We start from the raw sequence: 16,133 nt of genomic DNA on the forward strand, positions 1-16,133 counted from the left end.
GGCGCTTCAGATGAGCGGGCGGGGGATGGCGGCGGGCTCCGGGCTCTCTCCGGCGGAGGACCAGTAGCCGATCAGCTCGGCGTACTCGGCCGACATCCCCAGGAGTTCATCATGGCTGCCCACGGTCAGTGAGTCCTGCCCGACGACGGCGATCCGCTCGGCGCGCAGAGCCGAGGTGATGCGGTGGGCCACCACGATCAGCGTGCCGGGCCGGGCTATGAACGCGTCCTCGACCCGTTCCTCTCCCACCCGGTCCAGATGACAGGTCGCCTCGTCCAGGATCACGACCCACGCCTCGCTGACGTACACCCGTGCCAGCGTGATCAGTTGACGCTCCCCCTGGGAGAGCAGCCCGGGTGAGCCGATCACCGCGTCGTAACCGCCCAGCCGACGCACCGTCTCCCCCAGCCCCAGCGCCACGGCCGCCGCGTCCAGTTCGCTGTCCGACACGTCGGGGCGCAGGAGGGCGAGGTTCTCACGGAGCGTGCCGGCGAAGACGTACGACTCCTGCGGTACGAGGGCGACCCGTCGGCGCAGTTCCTCCTCGGCCAGCGCCGCCACCGGTATCCCGCCCATCGTCACCTCTCCGCGACGCGCCTGTTCCAAGCCGCCGGCCAGACAGGCCAGGGTGGACTTGCCGATACCGCTCGGCCCGACGATCGCCAGATGCGAGCCATCAGGGATATCCAGGCTGATACGGGAGAAAAGCGGCTCGGCGCGCGGCCCGTAGGCGAAGTGGACATCCCGCAGCGCGATATCGGTGCCCGTGACGATGCCGGCTCCGGCGCCCGCCCCCGGGAACGAGCCGGTGCCGGAGGGCGGGCGGGGCGGGACGTCGATGAAGTCGGTGAGCCTGCGCAGCGTGACGGAGAGTTGAAGCCCCATGTTCGACACCGTCTGCACCATGGCACGCAGCGCCGGCTCAATTCCCTGGAGCAGATAGACCATGGCCCCGACCAGCGCGCCGGGGGTCAGTACGGCCGAGGAGACGAGCCAGGACGAGGAGAGAAGGATGATCGCGAATGGCAGTCGGGTGCCCACCGCGACCACGGCGATACGCCCCGCGCCCGCACGGGCACTGGCCACGGCCGCCGCGGCTTCGGCGTCCACCCCCGCGCCCGCTGTCCGCCCTGCCGTCTCCCAGGCGCCGCATGTCACGACGTCCCGGATTCCGGTCAGTTGCGGACCGGCCCGTCGCGCCAGTTCCTCCTGCGCCCGGAGCAGAGCGACATGGCGTCGCCGGAGCACCCGGGAGAGCAGAGCCGTCAACACGACGGCGGTGAGCACCGCCCCGCCCGTGATCAGCGCGAGCAGCGGATCCAGGGCGAACAGACCGATCATGGCCGCCACCATGGCCAGCGCGACCCCGCGCAGGGAGAGCAGCAGCCCACCGGAGATCTGACGGACTGTCTCCACCTGGCGGGTGAGCCGGGCGACGGTGGAGACATCGGCCGTCGCCCCGCCGGAGTAACCCGCCCCGCTTTCCGGGTAGACGGCGCGGTGCAGTCCGGCGTGGACCACCCGGCTGATGAGCGCGTCCCGCAGCGACTCGACTATGGCAGCCGTGTGCGGCATGGCCTGTCTGGTCCCGAGCGTCCCGATCACCATCGTGACGCCGTACGCGAGCAGGAGCGCCAGCCCGTACGGGGCCCGGCCGGCCAGGAAGCCGCGGTCAAGGGCCGCCGCCACCAGAGTCCCGGAGAGCAGCACCGGCAGCGTCTCGACGAGCGACCAGGCGGCGAGCGCGCCGAGATTCCGGCGATGGGCTCGCACAACGGGCCGCACGAGCCGCAGGGACTCCGACGCCATCACATCGCCCCCGAACGTTCTCGGCCGATGTCACGCGCCGGGCCGCCCGCCGGGCCATGTGCCACGCCGCCCGCCCCGTACGACCCGTCTGACCTGCCCGCTCCGTCCGCCGCGTCCGCCGTGTGCGCCGTGTCCGCCCCGTCCGCCGCGTCCGCCGTGTCCGAACCGGGCTGGTCCGTTCCTGCCCGGTCCTGGTCCCCCCGGTCCCCGCCGGTGCCGAAGACGGCCCGGTAGGCGGGGTCGGTCCCCAGCTTCCGGTGCGGGCCCACCGCGCGGACGCGGCCCCCGTCCAGCCACGCGACCAGGTCGGCGCTGGCGGCGGTGGTGATCCGATGGGCCACCACGACGCGGGTGGTGCCGCGCAGGGACTCGTCCATGGCCCGGCCGATCTCGTTCTCGGTCGCCGTGTCCACGCTGGACATCGCGTCATCGAAGATCACGACCCGGGCGCGCCCGCAGACCGCGCGCGCCAGCCCGAGCCGCTGCCACTCCCCGCCCGACAGACGCAGTTCGGCGAGAGGTGTCTGATAGGCGAGAGGCAGTCGACTGATGAAGCCGTCGGCGTGGGCCGCCCGCGCCGCTTCCCGTACGGCGGTCGCGGTCACCGGCCGGTCGCCGTATCCGATCAGATCGGCCACAGTCTCACCCAGCGGATGAGGGCGCTCGAAGGCGTACGCGATGGCGTCGCGGACCTCGCCCCGGTCCGTCTCGGCCAGGTCGGCACCGTCCAGTCGTACCTCTCCCCCGTCCGGTGGCAGCGCCGCCCCGGCGACCAGCGCCAGCGTGGTCTTGCCCGACCCCGAGGCCCCGACCACCGCCAGGGTGGAGCCGGCGGGGATGTCGAGCGTCAGCCCGTCGAGTACGAGCCTGTCGTCGGCCCGTACGGTGATGTCGCGCAGCGCGAGAGCGCCCTCTCCCGGCGGCAGTGGCCGATCCCCTCGGCGGGGCAGCGGCGCGGCGAACACCTCCCGAAGCCGCTCGGCCGAACCACGCGCCCTCCCCAGCTCGGCGAAGATGCCGACCTGGGACAGCAGCCGCATCGCGTACGTCAAGTAGAGCTGCGCCGCCAGCATCTGGCCGGGGGTCAGCCTCCCGGCCACCACCCCGTAGCCGGCCGTGGCCAGCACACCGATCTGCAGCCCGGGTGAGAGCAGTGACAGATACCAGCCGGCTCGGCGCTGCGCCTCCCAGAAGCCCGTTCCGGCGGCGTGGAGCCGGGGCACCGGGCGGAGCACGCGCTCCACCTCCCGGTCGAGGGTGGCGGACGCGCGGATGGTGCGGGCCCCGCCGACGGCGTCGACGAAGCGGTCGGACAACTCTCCGAGGGCTTGCTGGTATTGGCCGGTGAGCGTGGTGGTCCTGCGGATGAGCATCCGTGCGAGCAGCCAGACGGCGGGCACGCCGAGGGCGAAGACGAGCACGAGTCGCCAGTCGATGAGGAAGAGCGCGACCAGCCCGCCGCAGGCGGTCAGCGCGGCGAAGACCGCGTTGAGAAGATTCAGCCCCGCGCCGCCGGCCTCCGCCGTGCTCTCCAGCGAGCGGCTGAGCAGATCACCCGGCGTGAACCGATTCCGGGCGGACAGTCCAAGGCGGAAGATCCGGGAGAACGTGTCATGCCGCAGCCGTGCGGTGGCCGTGGCCCTCATCTTGGCCTCGGCGATCTGCCCGGCGATCTCGGCGACCGTCATCGTCAGCAGCAGGGCGCACACCAGCAGAAACGGGACCCTGTCGCCGGTCTGCCCGAGGACCACGTCGATCGCGTCGGACAGTACGAGCGGCAGCAGCAGACCGGCGGCGCTCTGGAACAGGTGGAGCGCCGCCACCACGGCGAACAGTCCTTTGTTCCGCCCTACCGTTCCGGCCAGCAGTCGGTCACTCTCGCGCACCTGTCCCTCCCTCCCGTTGCTCTGTCCTGTCCGTCGTCGCCACCAGGCGCGGCGAGATGCCCTCGCGAACGCTCGCCGCACCTGGTGATCCGTTGACGCCGACGACCGATGATCAGTCGTTCTGGTTCTGGAAGAAGAAGTAGGCCTCGTTCGCTCCGTTACGGAAGAAGCCCGTCTCCTCGGTGAATTCCCCGAGCTCGATCAGCGCGGGAACCTCGTACATTTCCTTCTCCATGGTGGTCACCTCCCTCCCCCGTTTTCCGGTCACACCATGGGCGATTACTGCCAGGTGTCGAAGAACCAGGCAATCTCGTCCCCGTTGCGGATACCGAAAACTCCGGTCTCCTCACCGAACGAACCGAGCTCCATCACGACGGGAGCCTCGTAGCTCTCCTTCTCCATCTCCATGGTTGTCACCCCCTCCCCGCTTTCCGTGTTCCTTTCCTGGCGAGGGAAGTTCGCCAGAAGCCTCGATGGTGATGAGCCGGGTGTAGTAACCGGCTTCCGTGGCCTCGTCGACCATGCGGCCCTCCGCCTCCACCCAGGCGTGCGCGGCGAAGGGGGGCGCCTTGAGGACGCCTACGCACCAGGTCGGCCAGACCGAGCGGGTACGGCACAGGAGGGCCGTGGCGATCGACCGCACAAGACAGGCGCGGGCACCGCAGCAGCGCGGGCTGACCGTGAGAACGGTGTCGCGTGCGAGTCCGGCCTCCGCAGCCGTCGCCGGCCGCGCTCCCCGTCGTACCCGTATCAGTACGGCCCTGATGTGCCGGGGCTGCCGACGGGCGAGAACTCGGGCCGCACCGACCACCGCGCGGGTCACCAGCCGCTGCCCAAGGGACACCGTCACCGCGTCGGCCGGCAGTACGGGGATGCTCATCGCTTCACCAGCCCGGCGGAACGCAGCGAGTCCAACAGGGCGTCGATGTCCTTCCGCGCACGCGCCTCGCCGACGTCGTATCTGCCGGTGAGCGCGGTGACCGCGTCATCGACCGAGGCTCCCTGCGCGAGGGTGGAGAGCACGAGCCCCGCGGAGGAACTGAGCTGCCAGTAACGGCCGGTGCGCTCGTCCAGTACGACCACTCCGTATTCGGTCTCTGTCGTGGAGACATGGTCATGCAGCCGCAGTCCCATGAACCGACTCCTCCCTGTCATGGCGGCGGTCGCCCGCCGGCTGATTCCTGGCGAACACCGCGCAATTGACGGTGGCGTCGAGGAACGCGTCCCGCGTCCCCATGTGCTGTGGTGACTCACCGGCGGCGAGTGCGTCGAAGTCGATGACGCCACGTGTGGTCAGCGGCGACTGCTCACAGAGTTCGAGAAGGGTGGGCCAGTGATCCCGCAACCCGCGCGCCGCTTGGACGCTCCCGCCCATCTTCGAGCCGCGCCGAAGAAACTCGTCGGGCAGCAATCCGCGCATCGCCGCCTTGATCAGGGGCTTGAATTCCATAGGCGAGTCGCGTTCCTCGTGGCGTACCGCGAAACACGCCTCCACCACTCGGTCATCGAAGAACGGTGCCTCGAAGGGCATTTCGAGGGTGGCCGCGTACTGCTGGGTGCCACGGATGATCCTGCTGCCGTCCCGCACCATGGCCAGCTCGGCGTGCAGCGCCCGGTCGGCCCCGAGCGGTTCTGCCGTCGCGGCCAGCTCCCCCAGCCTGGCCAGCAGCGCCGTCGCGGCGTCCCCGCTCAGCCAGCGCGGCAGCGCGACGGGCTGGTCCCACTCCATGCGCAGGTCCGACTTCACCTCGCGGACGCGCCGGGCCTCCCTCACGGTCCGCCGTAGCCATGCGCGATAGCTCTCGGAGTCCAGCAGCTCGCGCAGGACGGGGATCAGCGGACGGTCATCGAGCGCTCGGGTGGTTCTGACCCGCCGTAGGGCCGCCAGCGGACGTCGCCGGAAGAGCGCGTGGTCCCACACCGGCAGACCGTGCAGCAGATGGTCGCCGCCCAGACCATTGAGGTAGGTCGTGGCACCTCGCGCGATCGCCGCCTCGATGCTGTAGCGGATACGGGGCGCGGTCAGATACGCCTGCGACGGCTCGTCCAGCCGCTCCCGCACATCGCCCATGCCCTCGAAGAACTGCGGCATGTCATCGAGACGGCCCACGTCGTGCCGGACGTTCGGCATGCTCGGCAACGCACGACGCGCCCAGATCAGGTCCTCCATGCCGCCCGGGTCGTCGTTGTACATCGTCGTCGCGACGATCTCGGCCGGTCCCCTCGCCGCGAGACGGCAGAGCGGCGTCGAATCGAGACCTCCGGACAGATCGCAGTGCACCGTCCCGCCGGCCCGCGTCCTGACGTCCACAGCGGCTTCGAGCGCCCCCCGCAACCGCTCGGCACCTTCCCGCCTGGACAACTCGGGCGCGGGCCTGCGCCACCAGACGACCGTACGTACCCGCCGTCCCCCCTCCTCCACGAGCAGCGCCGACCCGGGCGGTACGGCCTCGACCTCCCGCCACATCGGTTCCTCGGCCAGCGGATGCGGCAGCACCCGCAAGAGCCTGATGGCCAACGCGGTGTCGTCAAGGGCGAACCCGCCGAGCCCGGCCAGGACATCCGCCCGGTCGGACACCACGCGCACCCCGTCGATCACCGCGTGGAACACCCGTCGCAGCCCGCTCGCGGACCCCTGCACCCGCAGCCGCTCCCCCTCGGCGGCCACCAGATGGAAGCTGCCGGCCAGGGAGTGCCCGAGCCCATCCAGCAACCGGACACCCCCCGGCCGCCCCAGCTGCCCCCGCAGCCCCTCCTCCGTGGCGGAGGATCCCCCGACAACGGCGACCCGCACGGCCCCCGCCTCCGCCACCACCCGCTGCCGCTCCGGCCCGCGAGCCAGCAGCAGCGGTCGGCCCGACGCATGACGGCAGATCAGCTGAGCATCCGAACCCACCCGTCGGGCCACGCGCTCGCCCCCCGCGCAGTCCGGAAGCGCGATGAAATACCAGCCATCACTGTTCACTTGCCCTCCTGCCGTCCAAGTCGCCGTTTTGCCGATGACTTCATGTTGGACGGTGGCCGTGGCAATGGAGTGGCACTCCCGTGGCAGATCAGTGCCACCCCCCTGACCTGCAAAAACGCCCGCCACCCGCGACCCGGTGTCAGGCGGGTACGGGCAGGCGGGCGTGGGCGTACGGGAGGTGAGGGGCCCGGGCTAAGGGGTCGGGTCCGGTCGCTCGGGCGGCCTCCGCGGCGTGCCCGGCGGAACGCCGGAATCCTTGCCCTCGCGGGAGCCTTCTCAGGCGTGTTCAGCGGGCGGGCGCGTGCGAAGACCGCTGGGCGGTCACGGCCTCCCATGCCCACATCGCGCGTTCCGCGAGCATCTCCAGGTCCTCGCGCGATGCGCCGTCGCGGGCCTGGACGGACATGCCCTGGAGTACGGCGGTATAGAAGGAGGCGACGGCGTAGGTGTCGGTGCCGGGGGCCAGATCCCCGTCCCGCACACCCTGTTCCAGTCGTTCGGCCAGTTCTTCGATGCCGGCCTTGCGCAGCCGGGCGAGATGGTCACGGACCGGTGCGTTGGACTCCGAGCAGTTCGTGGCGGCCAGCACGATCATGCAGCCGCCGGGCGTGTCCGCCTCGGTGTACGCGTACGCCCTCGCGCGGAGCACGGCGTTCACGGCGGCGCGCGCGGTGGGCTCCTCGGTGAGCGCACCGGCCACGGCTTGGCCGGCGTTGGTCGTGTACAGCGCCACCGCCTCGCGGAACAGCTCCTCCTTGGAGCCGAACGCCGCGTACAGGCTGGGCGAAGCGATCCCCATGGCCGAGGTGAGGTCGGCCATGGACGTCGCCTCGTAACCGGAGGCCCAGAACACCTTCATCGCCTGTTCCAGAGCCGTGTCCCGGTCGAACCCTCTGGGGCGTCCACGCGTGGTCACCTTCCCCACCTCATCCTCTCCCCGGCCTTTCTGTGTCGTTCGTTCAATATATGCCTTGACCTGCCGGGTGCCTCCCTGCGAGTCTTTCTGTGTCGATCGACACAGAAATCAGGGGATGGCATGAGCGAGTTGGCGGGGAAAGCTGCGCTGATCACGGGCGGCAGCAGGGGCATCGGGGCGGCAGTCGCCCGACGGCTGGCCCGTGAGGGTGCGGATGTGGCGTTCACGTACGTCAGCGCCGCAGGAGAGGCGAAGGCCGCCGATGTGGTGGCCGACATCAAGGAGATCGGACGGCGCGCGCTGGCGATCCGTGCCGACGCGGCGGACGACGGCGCCGTCGCGGACGCGGTGCGGCGGACGGCAGACGAATTCGGCCGGCTGGACATCCTCGTCAACAACGCGGGGATATTCACCAACGGGCCGATCGAGGACGTCACTCCGGAAGAGGTCGACCGCACCCTGGCCATCCATGTCCGCTCGGTGTTCCTCGCCTCGCAGACCGCCGTAGGGTTCCTGCCACGTGGCGGACGCATCATCAGCATCGGCAGCAATCTCGCCGACCACGTGCCCTTTCCGGGCATCACGCTGTACGCGATGAGCAAGGCGGCGCTGAGCGGCTTCACCAGAGGACTGGCACGCGAACTGGGCCCACGCGGCATCACCGCCAACGTCGTGCACCCCGGATCGACCGACACGGACATGAACCCGGCCGACGGTCCTGGCGCCAACACCCGAAGGGACCTGACCGCATTGGGCCGCTACCTCGACCCGGATGACGTCGCGGCCACGGTCGCGTTCCTCGCCGGCCCCGGCGGCCACAACATCACGGGCACGGCACTGACCGTAGACGCGGGCACGAACGCGTAACGACACCGCGCAAGGGACCGGAGGGGCCGGGAGACGCAGGGACTGGGGGGCGGGGGGGCGGGCGCCGCGGCGGGGGCCGAGGACGTGAGCGTCCGCCTCCCGCTGATGGCGCGCGAACGACGGGCCGGCGCCGACGAACGGCGACGGTCCGTTGCCGCGCGCCTGGTCGACGCGACGGGTTCGGACCCACAACAGGACACAAGAAAGGCCCTGACCGACATTTCTGCTGGTCAGAGCCTCTGTTCCGGAGTGCCCCCGGCAGGATTCGAACCTGCGCACACGGCTCCGGAGGCCGTTGCTCTATCCCCTGAGCTACGGGGGCGAGTCGCCGTGGTGCTTGGCGACGAAGGAAACCCTACCAGCTTCCGCGGGGTGGCCGTGAACAGGTATTTCCGGGTCCGGCGGGGTGAGGTGGGGTGGGGTGGGGGCGGGGGTCAGGCTCGGAGGTACGTGAGGACCGCCAGGACGCGGCGGTGGGTGTCGTCCGCCGGGGGGAGGTTCAGTTTGGCGAGGATGTTGCCGATGTGTTTGCCCACGGCCGCCTCGGAGACGACGAGTTGGCGGGCTATCGCCGCGTTGGACTTGCCCTCGGCCACCAGGGCCAGGACTTCGTGCTCGCGGGGGGTCAGGTGTTCCAGGGGGTCCCTGCGGCGGCGGAGCAGTTGGCGGACCACTTCCGGGTCGACGACCGTGCCGCCGGAGGCCACGGACTGGAGGGCGGCTTCGAAGTCCTCCACCTGGCCCACGCGGTCCTTGAGGAGGTAGCCGACGCCGGAGCCGTCGCCCGAGTCGAGGAGTTCGGCGGCGTAGGCACGCTGGACGTACTGGCTGAGGACGAGCACCGGGAGGGAGGGCTGCCGTTCGCGGAGGCGGACGGCCGCGTGGAGGCCCTCGTCCTGGAAGCCCGGGGGCATCCGTACGTCGGTGACCACGATGTCCGGGGTGTGCTCCGCCACCGCCGTCAGCAGGGCGGGCGCGTCGCCCACCGCCGCGGCGACCTTGTGGCCGAAGCGGTCCAGCAGGGCTGTCAGGCCTTCTCGGAGCAGCACGCTGTCCTCGGCCAGCACGATACGCAGCGTTCGGTCCACTCGCGCAGTGTGCCATCCGGAGCGAGGGCCGCGCCGGGGACGCCGGTCAGGCCGAGGCGCGCTTCCGGGCGCCGGAGGCCGTCTTCGACGCCGTCGCGGCCGTTTTCGAAGCCGTCGCGGCCGTTTTCGACGTCGACTTGGCCGCCGTCTTCCCGGCCGTCTTCGACGACGCCGATTTCGACGCGGTCTTCCTCGCTGTCGTCTTCCGCGCTGTCGTCTTCTTCGCCGCCGCTTTCTTCGCCGCCGGCTTGGGCTCGGTCCCCGCCGGCCTGGGCCCGGTCCCCGCCGCCTTCTTCGCCGTCGCCCTCTTCGCCGTCTTCTTCGCCGGGAGCTGGGTCACCTCCGCGACCTCGCCGCCCTCCGCCCGGCCCTCCTTCGCAGCGCGCACGCTGTTCTCCAGCGCCGCCATCAGGTCGAGGACCTTCCCTCCCCCGCCCGCCGCCGGCTCCCGCTCGGGTGTCGGCACACCTTCCGCCTTCGCGGCGATCATTTCCTCGACCGCCTCCCGGTAGTCGTCGTGCAGCGAGTCGAGATCGACCGAGCCGAGCGTGTCCATCAGGGCGTCGGCCAGGTCGAGTTCGGCCTCCCTTACGGTGACGTCGGTCTCCGGCGCGACGCCCTCAGGGACGCGGATCTCGTCGGGCCAGAGCAGGCCGTGCATCGCGATCACATCGCCGACCACCCGCAGCATCCCGAGCCGCTCCCGCCCCCGCAGGGCGAACTTGGCGACGGCCACCTTCTTGCTGCGCTTCAGCGCCTCGCGCAGCAAGGTGTACGGCTTGGCCGCGGGCACGCCGCCCGCGGAGAGGTAGTACGCCGTGTCCATCTGGAGCGGATCGATCGAGTCCGCCGGGACGAACGCGACGATCTCGATCGTCTTCGCCGTCGGCAGCGGCAGCGCGGCCAGATCGTCGTCGGTGATCGGGATCATGGACCCGTCGGCGTCCTCGTACGCCTTGCCGATCTCCGGCGTCGACACCTCCTCGCCGTCCAGCTCGCAGACCTTCCGGTAGCGGATACGGCCGCCGTCGGCCTTGTGGATCTGCCGGAAGGAGATCGAGTGGTTCTCGGTGGCGTTGACCAGTTTGATCGGGATGCTGACCAGCCCGAAGGAGATCGCGCCGTTCCATATGGATCGCACGTTCCATCCCTTTCATCCGAAATTCACGAAATATATGGGATTCTCATCGTATGACGCCGATCACAGAGGTGGAGGGGCGACGCCTGGCGCTCAGCAATCTGGACAAGGTCCTGTACACCGCCACCGGCACCACCAAAGGCGAGCTCCTGCACTACTACGCCCGTACAGCGGCCCCGCTGCTGACGCATCTCGCCGACCGCCCCGTCTCCTTCCTGCGCTATCCGGACGGGCCCGACGGGCCGCGCTTCTTCACCAAGAACCCGCCGCCCGGTACGCCCGACTGGGTACGGATCGCCGATGTGCCCAGAAGGACGGCCGACACCGGCAGACAGGTGGTGGTGGAGGATCTGCCGTCGCTGATCTGGGCGGCGAACCTGGTCGTGGAGTTCCATACGCATCAGTGGCGCGCCATCGCGCCCGAGCACGCCGACCGGCTCGTACTCGATCTGGACCCCGGGACGCCCGCCACCGCCGTGGAGTGCTGCGCGGTGGCGCTCTGGCTGCGCGAGCGGCTGGGTACGGACGGGCTGGAGGCGTACGTGAAGACCTCGGGGTCGAAGGGCCTGCATGTCCTCGTGCCCCTGGAGCGCGCTCCGTCAGCCGATGTCTCGGCGTACGCGAAGGCTCTGGCCGTCGAGGCGGAGGCGGCGATGCCGGAGCTTGTGGTGCACCGGATGCGGCGCTCGTTGCGGCCCGGGAAGGTCTTCGTCGACCACAGCCAGAACGCCGCCGCGAAGACCACCGCCGCGCCCTACACGCTGCGCGCCAAGGCGGAGCCGACCGTCTCCACGCCCGTGACCTGGGACGAGGTCGCCGACTGTACGGACGCCGATCAACTGGTCTTCCGGCTTGGGGACATCGAGGGGCGGCTGGAACGGTACGGGGACCTCCTCGGCCCGCTCACCGACCCGGCCCGCGCCGCCCCGCTGCCCTGAGGCCGGCAGAATCCAAAAGATCCACACGACAGGCCCTGGCTAGACGCGCAGCCAGCTGTGGCGGTCGCGCGCCGTCGCGTACAGGGACTCGATGTCCGCCGGTTTCAGTACGCCCCCGAGCGACGCCAGCGCCGCGATCTCCGTGTCGCGCAGGATCCGTACGTCCCGTGGCGTCGGCAGCGCGTCCAGGCGTACGGGTTCGACCACCGCGAGTACGGGGCGCACCTCCGCCGCCAGGGCGCGCGAGGCGCGTTCCGCGGCGCGGCGGGCCCAGCGGAGGTGGGGCGCGGGCGCGGCGCGCCCCACGCGGACCATCGGGTCGGCGACCGTGACCCGGCGCTTCCGGGCCGGGAGTGTCCGTACGGCCAGGACCCCGGCCGGGCCGATCGCCAGATGGTCGATCCGGGCGGCGCCGGGGAGCGGTATCGAGTGCAGTACCCGCCAGCCCGCGTCTTCCAGCCGGTCGAGCCGGTCGCCGACGGTCTCCTGAGCGAGCAGTTCCGCCTGCCGGGGGTCCTGGCGCTCCCATCGGCGCCGCAGGAGAAACGAAGAAGCCCCGGACGACCGGCCGGCCCCGGAGGATTCGGGCAACCGGCCGGACCCGGCGTCCCTCAGCGCATCCCCCAGCGCGTCCCCCAGAGCACCCAGCTCCGCGTGCAGCCCCTCGCCCGGACGGTTCGGGGCCAGATCGTCATCGGGGTGGAGCGAGAGCCGGTCGAGATCGGCCGGCGTCGGCACCCTGGGCGGCCCCACGGCCACCTCGCCGGTGAGATACGGCGCCAGCGCGGACAGCACCTCCTCGCGCCCCGCCCCGGAGAGCACACTCACCCGGCCAATGTCCTTGTCGTACCAAGCGACGGTCGTACCGTCCCGCAGCGTGACGTACAGCCGGTCGCGGCCCTGCCCGCGCATCGGCGTGACGCGTAATCGGCTCATGCCCCACCACCCCCACGACCATGGGAACAGCACCCGGGCCACGGGGCAATAGCCCTCGGCCCCCGGCCCGGCGTCCCTCCCGGACCATTCCGGTCCCCTGTCGCGGGCCAGTTGTCACCGACGTGCGGCAGACTCTCCCTCAGCACGCGCCGGCCTCCCCAAAGGATCTGACTCATGATCATCTTCGGCACCAAGGGCTACCTCTACCAACTGGCGATACTGACGCTGGTCTGTGGCCAGTGCGGCAATCCGTCCGCGCACACGCTCCGCAAGCGCGTCAGCAAATTCACGCTGTTCTTCGTGCCGCTGTTCCCGTTCTCCACCAAGTTCGCGACCCAGTGCACGTTCTGCGGCGCGGAGCGGCAGGTGACCAAGGAGCAGGCCGACCAGCTCATGGCCCAGGGCACCGGGCAGCCGAGCGGGCAGGGTCAGGGCTATGGGCAGGGCGGCGGTCAGGCGTACGGGCAGCCGCAGCCGCCGCAGCAGCAGCGGAACCCCTATCAGCAGTGAGCCCCCCTCCCCGCACACAGATCAGTCCGGCAGGTGAGTCCGAGCCCGGCAGGTGAGTTCACCGTGCGTTATGTCCCTACATAAGCGGACATAACGCACTTTGCCTTGCTACGTTTCGACGCATGACCGCAACGACGGCGGACGCTCCCCTGCCCGGACTTCGCCACCCCAAGCGCCGGGGTGTCGAATTCTCGCTCCTCGTCTGCGCCGTCCTCATCTCCGTCTTCGGCTACATCGCCGTCGGTCTCGGCAGGAACCACGCCGTACCCCCCGACGCCGCCGGATACGGCGCCGGTCTGGGCATGCTCGCCCTCCTCGCGCATATCGCCGTCCGGCTGCGCGCCCCGTACGCGGATCCCCTCCTGCTGCCCATCGCCGTCCTGCTCAACGGTCTCGGACTGGTCCTGATCTACCGCCTCGATCTGGAGACTCCGGGCGACAAGGCCGCGCCCACCCAGCTGGTCTGGTCCACATTCGGTGTCGCGCTGTTCATCGCGGTCGTCGTGTTCCTGCGCGACCACCGGCTGCTCCAGCGCTACGCCTATCTCTCGGTCGCCACCGCCCTGGTGCTGATGATCGTGCCGATCTTCTTCCCCGCCGTGAACGGGGCCAAGATCTGGATCCGGCTCGGCGGACTCTCCTTCCAGCCCGGCGAATTCGCCAAGATCCTGCTCGCGGTCTTCTTCGCCGCGTACCTCGCCGCCAACCGCAACGCCCTCGCCTACACCGGCCGCAAGGTCTGGCGGCTCCAACTGCCCACCGGCCGCGTGCTCGGCCCGATCGTGGCGATCTGGCTGCTCAGCGTCTTCGTCCTGGTCATCGAACGCGATCTGGGCACCTCACTGCTCTTCTTCGGGCTCTTCGTGATCCTGCTCTATGTCGCGACCGGACGCACCGGCTGGATCGCCGTCGGCCTGCTGCTCGCCGCGGTCGGCGCGTTCGCCGTCGGCTCGTTGGAACCACATGTCCACAGCCGCGTACAGGACTGGCTCGACCCCTTCGCCTCCATCGCCGCGGGCCGCGGCCCCGGACAGCTCGCCCAGTCCCTCTTCGCGTTCGCCGCGGGCGGGATGCTCGGCACCGGGCTCGGGCTCGGCCGGTCCGTCCTGATCGGGTTCGCCGCCAAGTCCGACTTCATCCTGGCCACGGCCGGCGAGGAACTGGGCCTGGTCGGCCTGACCGCCCTCTTCCTGCTGTACGCCCTGCTGGTCGCCCGCGGATACCGCGCCGCCCTCGCCCTGCTCGACCCCTTCGGCCGGCTGCTCGCCGTCGGGCTCTCCGCGATCCTCGCCCTCCAGGTCTTCGTCATCGCGGGCGGGGTGACGGGGCTGATCCCGCTGACCGGCATGGCGATGCCCTTCCTCGCCCAGGGCGGCTCGTCCGTCGTCACCAACTGGGTGATGGTCGCGCTGCTCATCCGGCTGAGCGATTCGGCCCGCAGCCCACGCCCGGAGGAAGCGGAGCCCGGCGTCATCGCGCCGGCCGAGGAGAACGGGAACGCCTGGAGGGATCAGCGATGACCCGCTACATCAGGCGGACCGCCTTCTTCAGCCTCCTCCTGCTGGTCGCCCTGCTGGTCAACACGGCCAGGATCCAGGTCATCGAGGCGGACTCCCTCAATCACAACCCCGCCAACCGCCGCGCCACCGTCGCCCGTTACTCCCAGCCGCGCGGCGACATCCTCATCGACGGCAGAGCGGTCACCGGCTCCAGGGACAGCGGACAGCAACTGCGTTACGAACGCACGTACACCCAGGGTCCGCTGTACGCGCCCGTCACCGGCTACGCCTCCCAGACGTACGGCACGACGCTGCTGGAGAACGCCGAGGACGACATCCTCTCCGGTACGGACCCGATGCTCGCCCCGTTCCCCTTCTGGAACGAGATCACCCGCGGCCGGCGCCCCGGCGGGCACGTCGCCACCACGATCAAGGCGTCCATGCAGCGGGCCGCCTACGAGGGACTGGCCGGCAGACGCGGCGCGGTGGCCGCCGTCGAGCCGTTCAGCGGCCGGATCCTGGCGCTGGTCAGCAGCCCCTCGTACGACCCCGGACAGCTGTCGGGCACCGGCGGAGCCGTCAATGACGCGTGGGCCCGGCTGACCGGCGCGGACGCCCAGCCCCTGCTCAACCGGGCGATCCGGCAGACCTATCCGCCCGGTTCCGCCTTCAAGATCGTGACGGCGGCGGCAGCGCTGGACTCCGGGACGGTCACCGATGTCGACGCCCCGACCGGCATCCCCGAGCCGTATCTCCTGCCGGGCACGCGGACCGAGCTGCCCAACGAGGCGGACGGATGTGACAAGGCGTCACTGGACTACGCGATCAGATGGTCCTGCAATACGGTCATGGCCGGGCTCGGTGTGAGGACCGGGCTGTCCGCGATGGTGGAGACGGCGCGGAAGTTCGGCTTCAACGACTCCGGGATCACGATCCCCGCGGGGGTCTCCGCGTCCCGCTTCGACACCCGCATGAGCGACGATCAGCTGGCCCTGTCCTCGATCGGGCAGTTCGACACACGGGCCACCCCGCTCCAGATGGCGATGGTCGCGTCGGCGGTCGCGAACGGCGGGGAGCTCAAGTACCCCTTCCTGGTGGACCGGACCACGGACGCGCACGGCGACATCGTCTCCCGTACCGGCGAACGCTCCTACCGGCGGGCGGTGAACCCGACCACGGCCCAGCGGCTGCGCGAACTGATGATCGGGGTCGTCGAGGACGGTACGGGATCGAACGCGGGGATCGACGGGGCGACGGTCGGCGGGAAGACAGGGACGGCGCAGCACGGGGTGGGCAACGCCGGAACGCCCTACGCCTGGTTCATCGCCTGGGCACAGGCGGGCAATTCGAGCCGCCCCGCGGTCGCGGTGGCGGTGGTCGTGGAGGCCGCGGAGGCGAACCGGGCGGATGTCAGCGGCGGGGGCGACGCGGCGCCGATCGCGCGGGCGGTGATGCGGGCGGCGCTGCGAAACTAGTGCCGGGAGGGGCACTAGGGCGTGTCTTCAAAGTAGCGCCGTCCGCCCGCAGGGCGGGCCCGGCGGCGTCCGGTGCGTGCGATCGCAAGGCGGAGGGTCTCCCCCG

The 16,133-nt window shown here is 70.7% G+C and carries 16 protein-coding genes and 1 tRNA gene; 5 read left to right on the top strand and 12 right to left on the bottom strand.

Annotation, left to right across the window (positions count from 1 at the left end; translation table 11 throughout):
- Positions 1–6: 6 nt before the first annotated feature.
- The 8 genes from M1203_RS32975 to M1203_RS33010 form a co-directional block, all read right to left on the bottom strand.
- Positions 7–1,809 carry an ABC transporter ATP-binding protein gene (locus tag M1203_RS32975; RefSeq protein ID WP_249953511.1) on the bottom strand — a complete coding sequence of 601 codons (1,803 nt, stop codon included), beginning with the start codon at positions 1,807–1,809 and terminating at the stop codon, positions 7–9.
- A complete protein-coding gene (locus M1203_RS32980; RefSeq protein ID WP_249953512.1) occupies positions 1,809–3,695 on the bottom strand; it encodes an ABC transporter ATP-binding protein in 1,887 nt (628 codons plus the stop codon). Before M1203_RS32980 ends, M1203_RS32975 begins: the two co-directional genes overlap by 1 nt.
- Positions 3,696–3,807: 112 nt before the next feature.
- Positions 3,808–3,930, bottom strand: coding sequence for a keywimysin-related RiPP (locus M1203_RS32985; RefSeq protein ID WP_249953513.1), 123 nt, complete (start codon positions 3,928–3,930; stop codon positions 3,808–3,810).
- 44 nt (positions 3,931–3,974) lie between these two features.
- Complete coding sequence (locus tag M1203_RS32990) at positions 3,975–4,103, bottom strand: lasso RiPP family leader peptide-containing protein (protein ID WP_249953553.1); 129 nt, start codon at positions 4,101–4,103, stop codon at positions 3,975–3,977.
- The gene (locus tag M1203_RS32995; RefSeq protein WP_249953514.1) at positions 4,042–4,575 is read right to left on the bottom strand and encodes a lasso peptide biosynthesis B2 protein; all 534 of its coding nucleotides are present in this window, start codon (positions 4,573–4,575) and stop codon (positions 4,042–4,044) included. Before M1203_RS32995 ends, M1203_RS32990 begins: the two co-directional genes overlap by 62 nt.
- Positions 4,572–4,829, bottom strand: coding sequence for a lasso peptide biosynthesis PqqD family chaperone (locus tag M1203_RS33000; RefSeq protein ID WP_249953515.1), 258 nt, complete (start codon positions 4,827–4,829; stop codon positions 4,572–4,574). The genes M1203_RS32995 and M1203_RS33000 overlap by 4 nt, the downstream gene beginning before the upstream one ends.
- Complete coding sequence (locus tag M1203_RS33005; protein ID WP_249953516.1) at positions 4,810–6,660, bottom strand: asparagine synthase-related protein; 1,851 nt, start codon at positions 6,658–6,660, stop codon at positions 4,810–4,812. The genes M1203_RS33000 and M1203_RS33005 overlap by 20 nt, the downstream gene beginning before the upstream one ends.
- A gap of 286 nt (positions 6,661–6,946) precedes the next feature.
- Positions 6,947–7,576 (bottom strand): TetR/AcrR family transcriptional regulator, encoded by a 630-nt coding sequence (locus M1203_RS33010; protein ID WP_249953517.1) that lies wholly within the window; start codon positions 7,574–7,576, stop codon positions 6,947–6,949.
- A gap of 120 nt (positions 7,577–7,696) precedes the next feature.
- Here M1203_RS33010 and M1203_RS33015 point away from each other — a divergent pair, with 120 nt between their 5' ends.
- On the top strand, positions 7,697–8,443 hold the full coding sequence (locus M1203_RS33015) for an SDR family NAD(P)-dependent oxidoreductase (RefSeq protein WP_249953518.1): 747 nt from the start codon (positions 7,697–7,699) through the stop codon (positions 8,441–8,443).
- A 250-nt stretch (positions 8,444–8,693) separates the two neighbouring features.
- Here the strand turns inward: M1203_RS33015 and M1203_RS33020 are convergent.
- The 3 genes from M1203_RS33020 to M1203_RS33030 form a co-directional block, all read right to left on the bottom strand.
- Positions 8,694–8,765, bottom strand: a tRNA-Arg gene (locus M1203_RS33020).
- A gap of 112 nt (positions 8,766–8,877) precedes the next feature.
- Positions 8,878–9,510 (bottom strand): response regulator transcription factor, encoded by a 633-nt coding sequence (locus M1203_RS33025; protein ID WP_249953550.1) that lies wholly within the window; start codon positions 9,508–9,510, stop codon positions 8,878–8,880.
- Positions 9,511–9,577: 67 nt separating this feature from the next.
- A complete protein-coding gene (locus tag M1203_RS33030; RefSeq protein ID WP_249953519.1) occupies positions 9,578–10,672 on the bottom strand; it encodes a Ku protein in 1,095 nt (364 codons plus the stop codon).
- A 50-nt stretch (positions 10,673–10,722) separates the two neighbouring features.
- On the opposite strand from M1203_RS33030, the gene ligD reads away from it, so the two are divergent.
- Positions 10,723–11,607: a non-homologous end-joining DNA ligase gene (ligD, locus tag M1203_RS33035; protein ID WP_249953520.1), complete on the top strand. Its 885-nt coding sequence runs from the start codon at positions 10,723–10,725 to the stop codon at positions 11,605–11,607.
- Between the two features lie 39 nt (positions 11,608–11,646).
- Here ligD and M1203_RS33040 read toward each other — a convergent pair whose 3' ends face one another.
- Positions 11,647–12,543 carry a nuclease-related domain-containing protein gene (locus M1203_RS33040; RefSeq protein WP_249953521.1) on the bottom strand — a complete coding sequence of 299 codons (897 nt, stop codon included), beginning with the start codon at positions 12,541–12,543 and terminating at the stop codon, positions 11,647–11,649.
- 174 nt (positions 12,544–12,717) lie between these two features.
- Between M1203_RS33040 and M1203_RS33045 the strand changes: the two genes are divergently transcribed.
- From M1203_RS33045 to M1203_RS33055, 3 genes are all read left to right on the top strand, one after another.
- Positions 12,718–13,053, top strand: a complete 336-nt coding sequence (locus M1203_RS33045) for a zinc-ribbon domain-containing protein (RefSeq protein WP_249953522.1) — start codon at positions 12,718–12,720, stop codon at positions 13,051–13,053.
- A 122-nt stretch (positions 13,054–13,175) separates the two neighbouring features.
- Entirely contained in the window at positions 13,176–14,573 is a 1,398-nt protein-coding gene (locus tag M1203_RS33050; protein WP_249953523.1) for an FtsW/RodA/SpoVE family cell cycle protein, read from the top strand.
- Positions 14,570–16,027 carry a penicillin-binding transpeptidase domain-containing protein gene (locus M1203_RS33055; protein WP_249953524.1) on the top strand — a complete coding sequence of 486 codons (1,458 nt, stop codon included), beginning with the start codon at positions 14,570–14,572 and terminating at the stop codon, positions 16,025–16,027. Before M1203_RS33050 ends, M1203_RS33055 begins: the two co-directional genes overlap by 4 nt.
- The last annotated feature ends 106 nt before the right edge of the window (positions 16,028–16,133 follow it).

Source organism: Streptomyces sp. 35G-GA-8, assembly GCF_023534745.1.
Classification (GTDB): Bacteria; Actinomycetota; Actinomycetes; order Streptomycetales; family Streptomycetaceae; genus Streptomyces.

Bases quoted from the DNA above. Each gene is read 5' to 3' on its own strand.
- M1203_RS33015 (WP_249953518.1), top strand. From the start codon at position 7,697: ATGAGCGAGTTGGCGGGGAAAGCTGCGCTGATCACGGGCGGCAGCAGG.
- M1203_RS33045 (WP_249953522.1), top strand. From the start codon at position 12,718: ATGATCATCTTCGGCACCAAGGGCTACCTCTACCAACTGGCGATACTG.
- M1203_RS32975 (WP_249953511.1), bottom strand. From the start codon at position 1,809: ATGGCGTCGGAGTCCCTGCGGCTCGTGCGGCCCGTTGTGCGAGCCCAT.
- M1203_RS32995 (WP_249953514.1), bottom strand. From the start codon at position 4,575: ATGAGCATCCCCGTACTGCCGGCCGACGCGGTGACGGTGTCCCTTGGG.
- ligD (WP_249953520.1), top strand. From the start codon at position 10,723: ATGACGCCGATCACAGAGGTGGAGGGGCGACGCCTGGCGCTCAGCAAT.
- M1203_RS33000 (WP_249953515.1), bottom strand. From the start codon at position 4,829: ATGGGACTGCGGCTGCATGACCATGTCTCCACGACAGAGACCGAATAC.
- M1203_RS33040 (WP_249953521.1), bottom strand. From the start codon at position 12,543: ATGAGCCGATTACGCGTCACGCCGATGCGCGGGCAGGGCCGCGACCGG.
- M1203_RS32990 (WP_249953553.1), bottom strand. From the start codon at position 4,103: ATGGAGATGGAGAAGGAGAGCTACGAGGCTCCCGTCGTGATGGAGCTC.
- M1203_RS33055 (WP_249953524.1), top strand. From the start codon at position 14,570: ATGACCCGCTACATCAGGCGGACCGCCTTCTTCAGCCTCCTCCTGCTG.
- M1203_RS32985 (WP_249953513.1), bottom strand. From the start codon at position 3,930: ATGGAGAAGGAAATGTACGAGGTTCCCGCGCTGATCGAGCTCGGGGAA.
- M1203_RS33050 (WP_249953523.1), top strand. From the start codon at position 13,176: ATGACCGCAACGACGGCGGACGCTCCCCTGCCCGGACTTCGCCACCCC.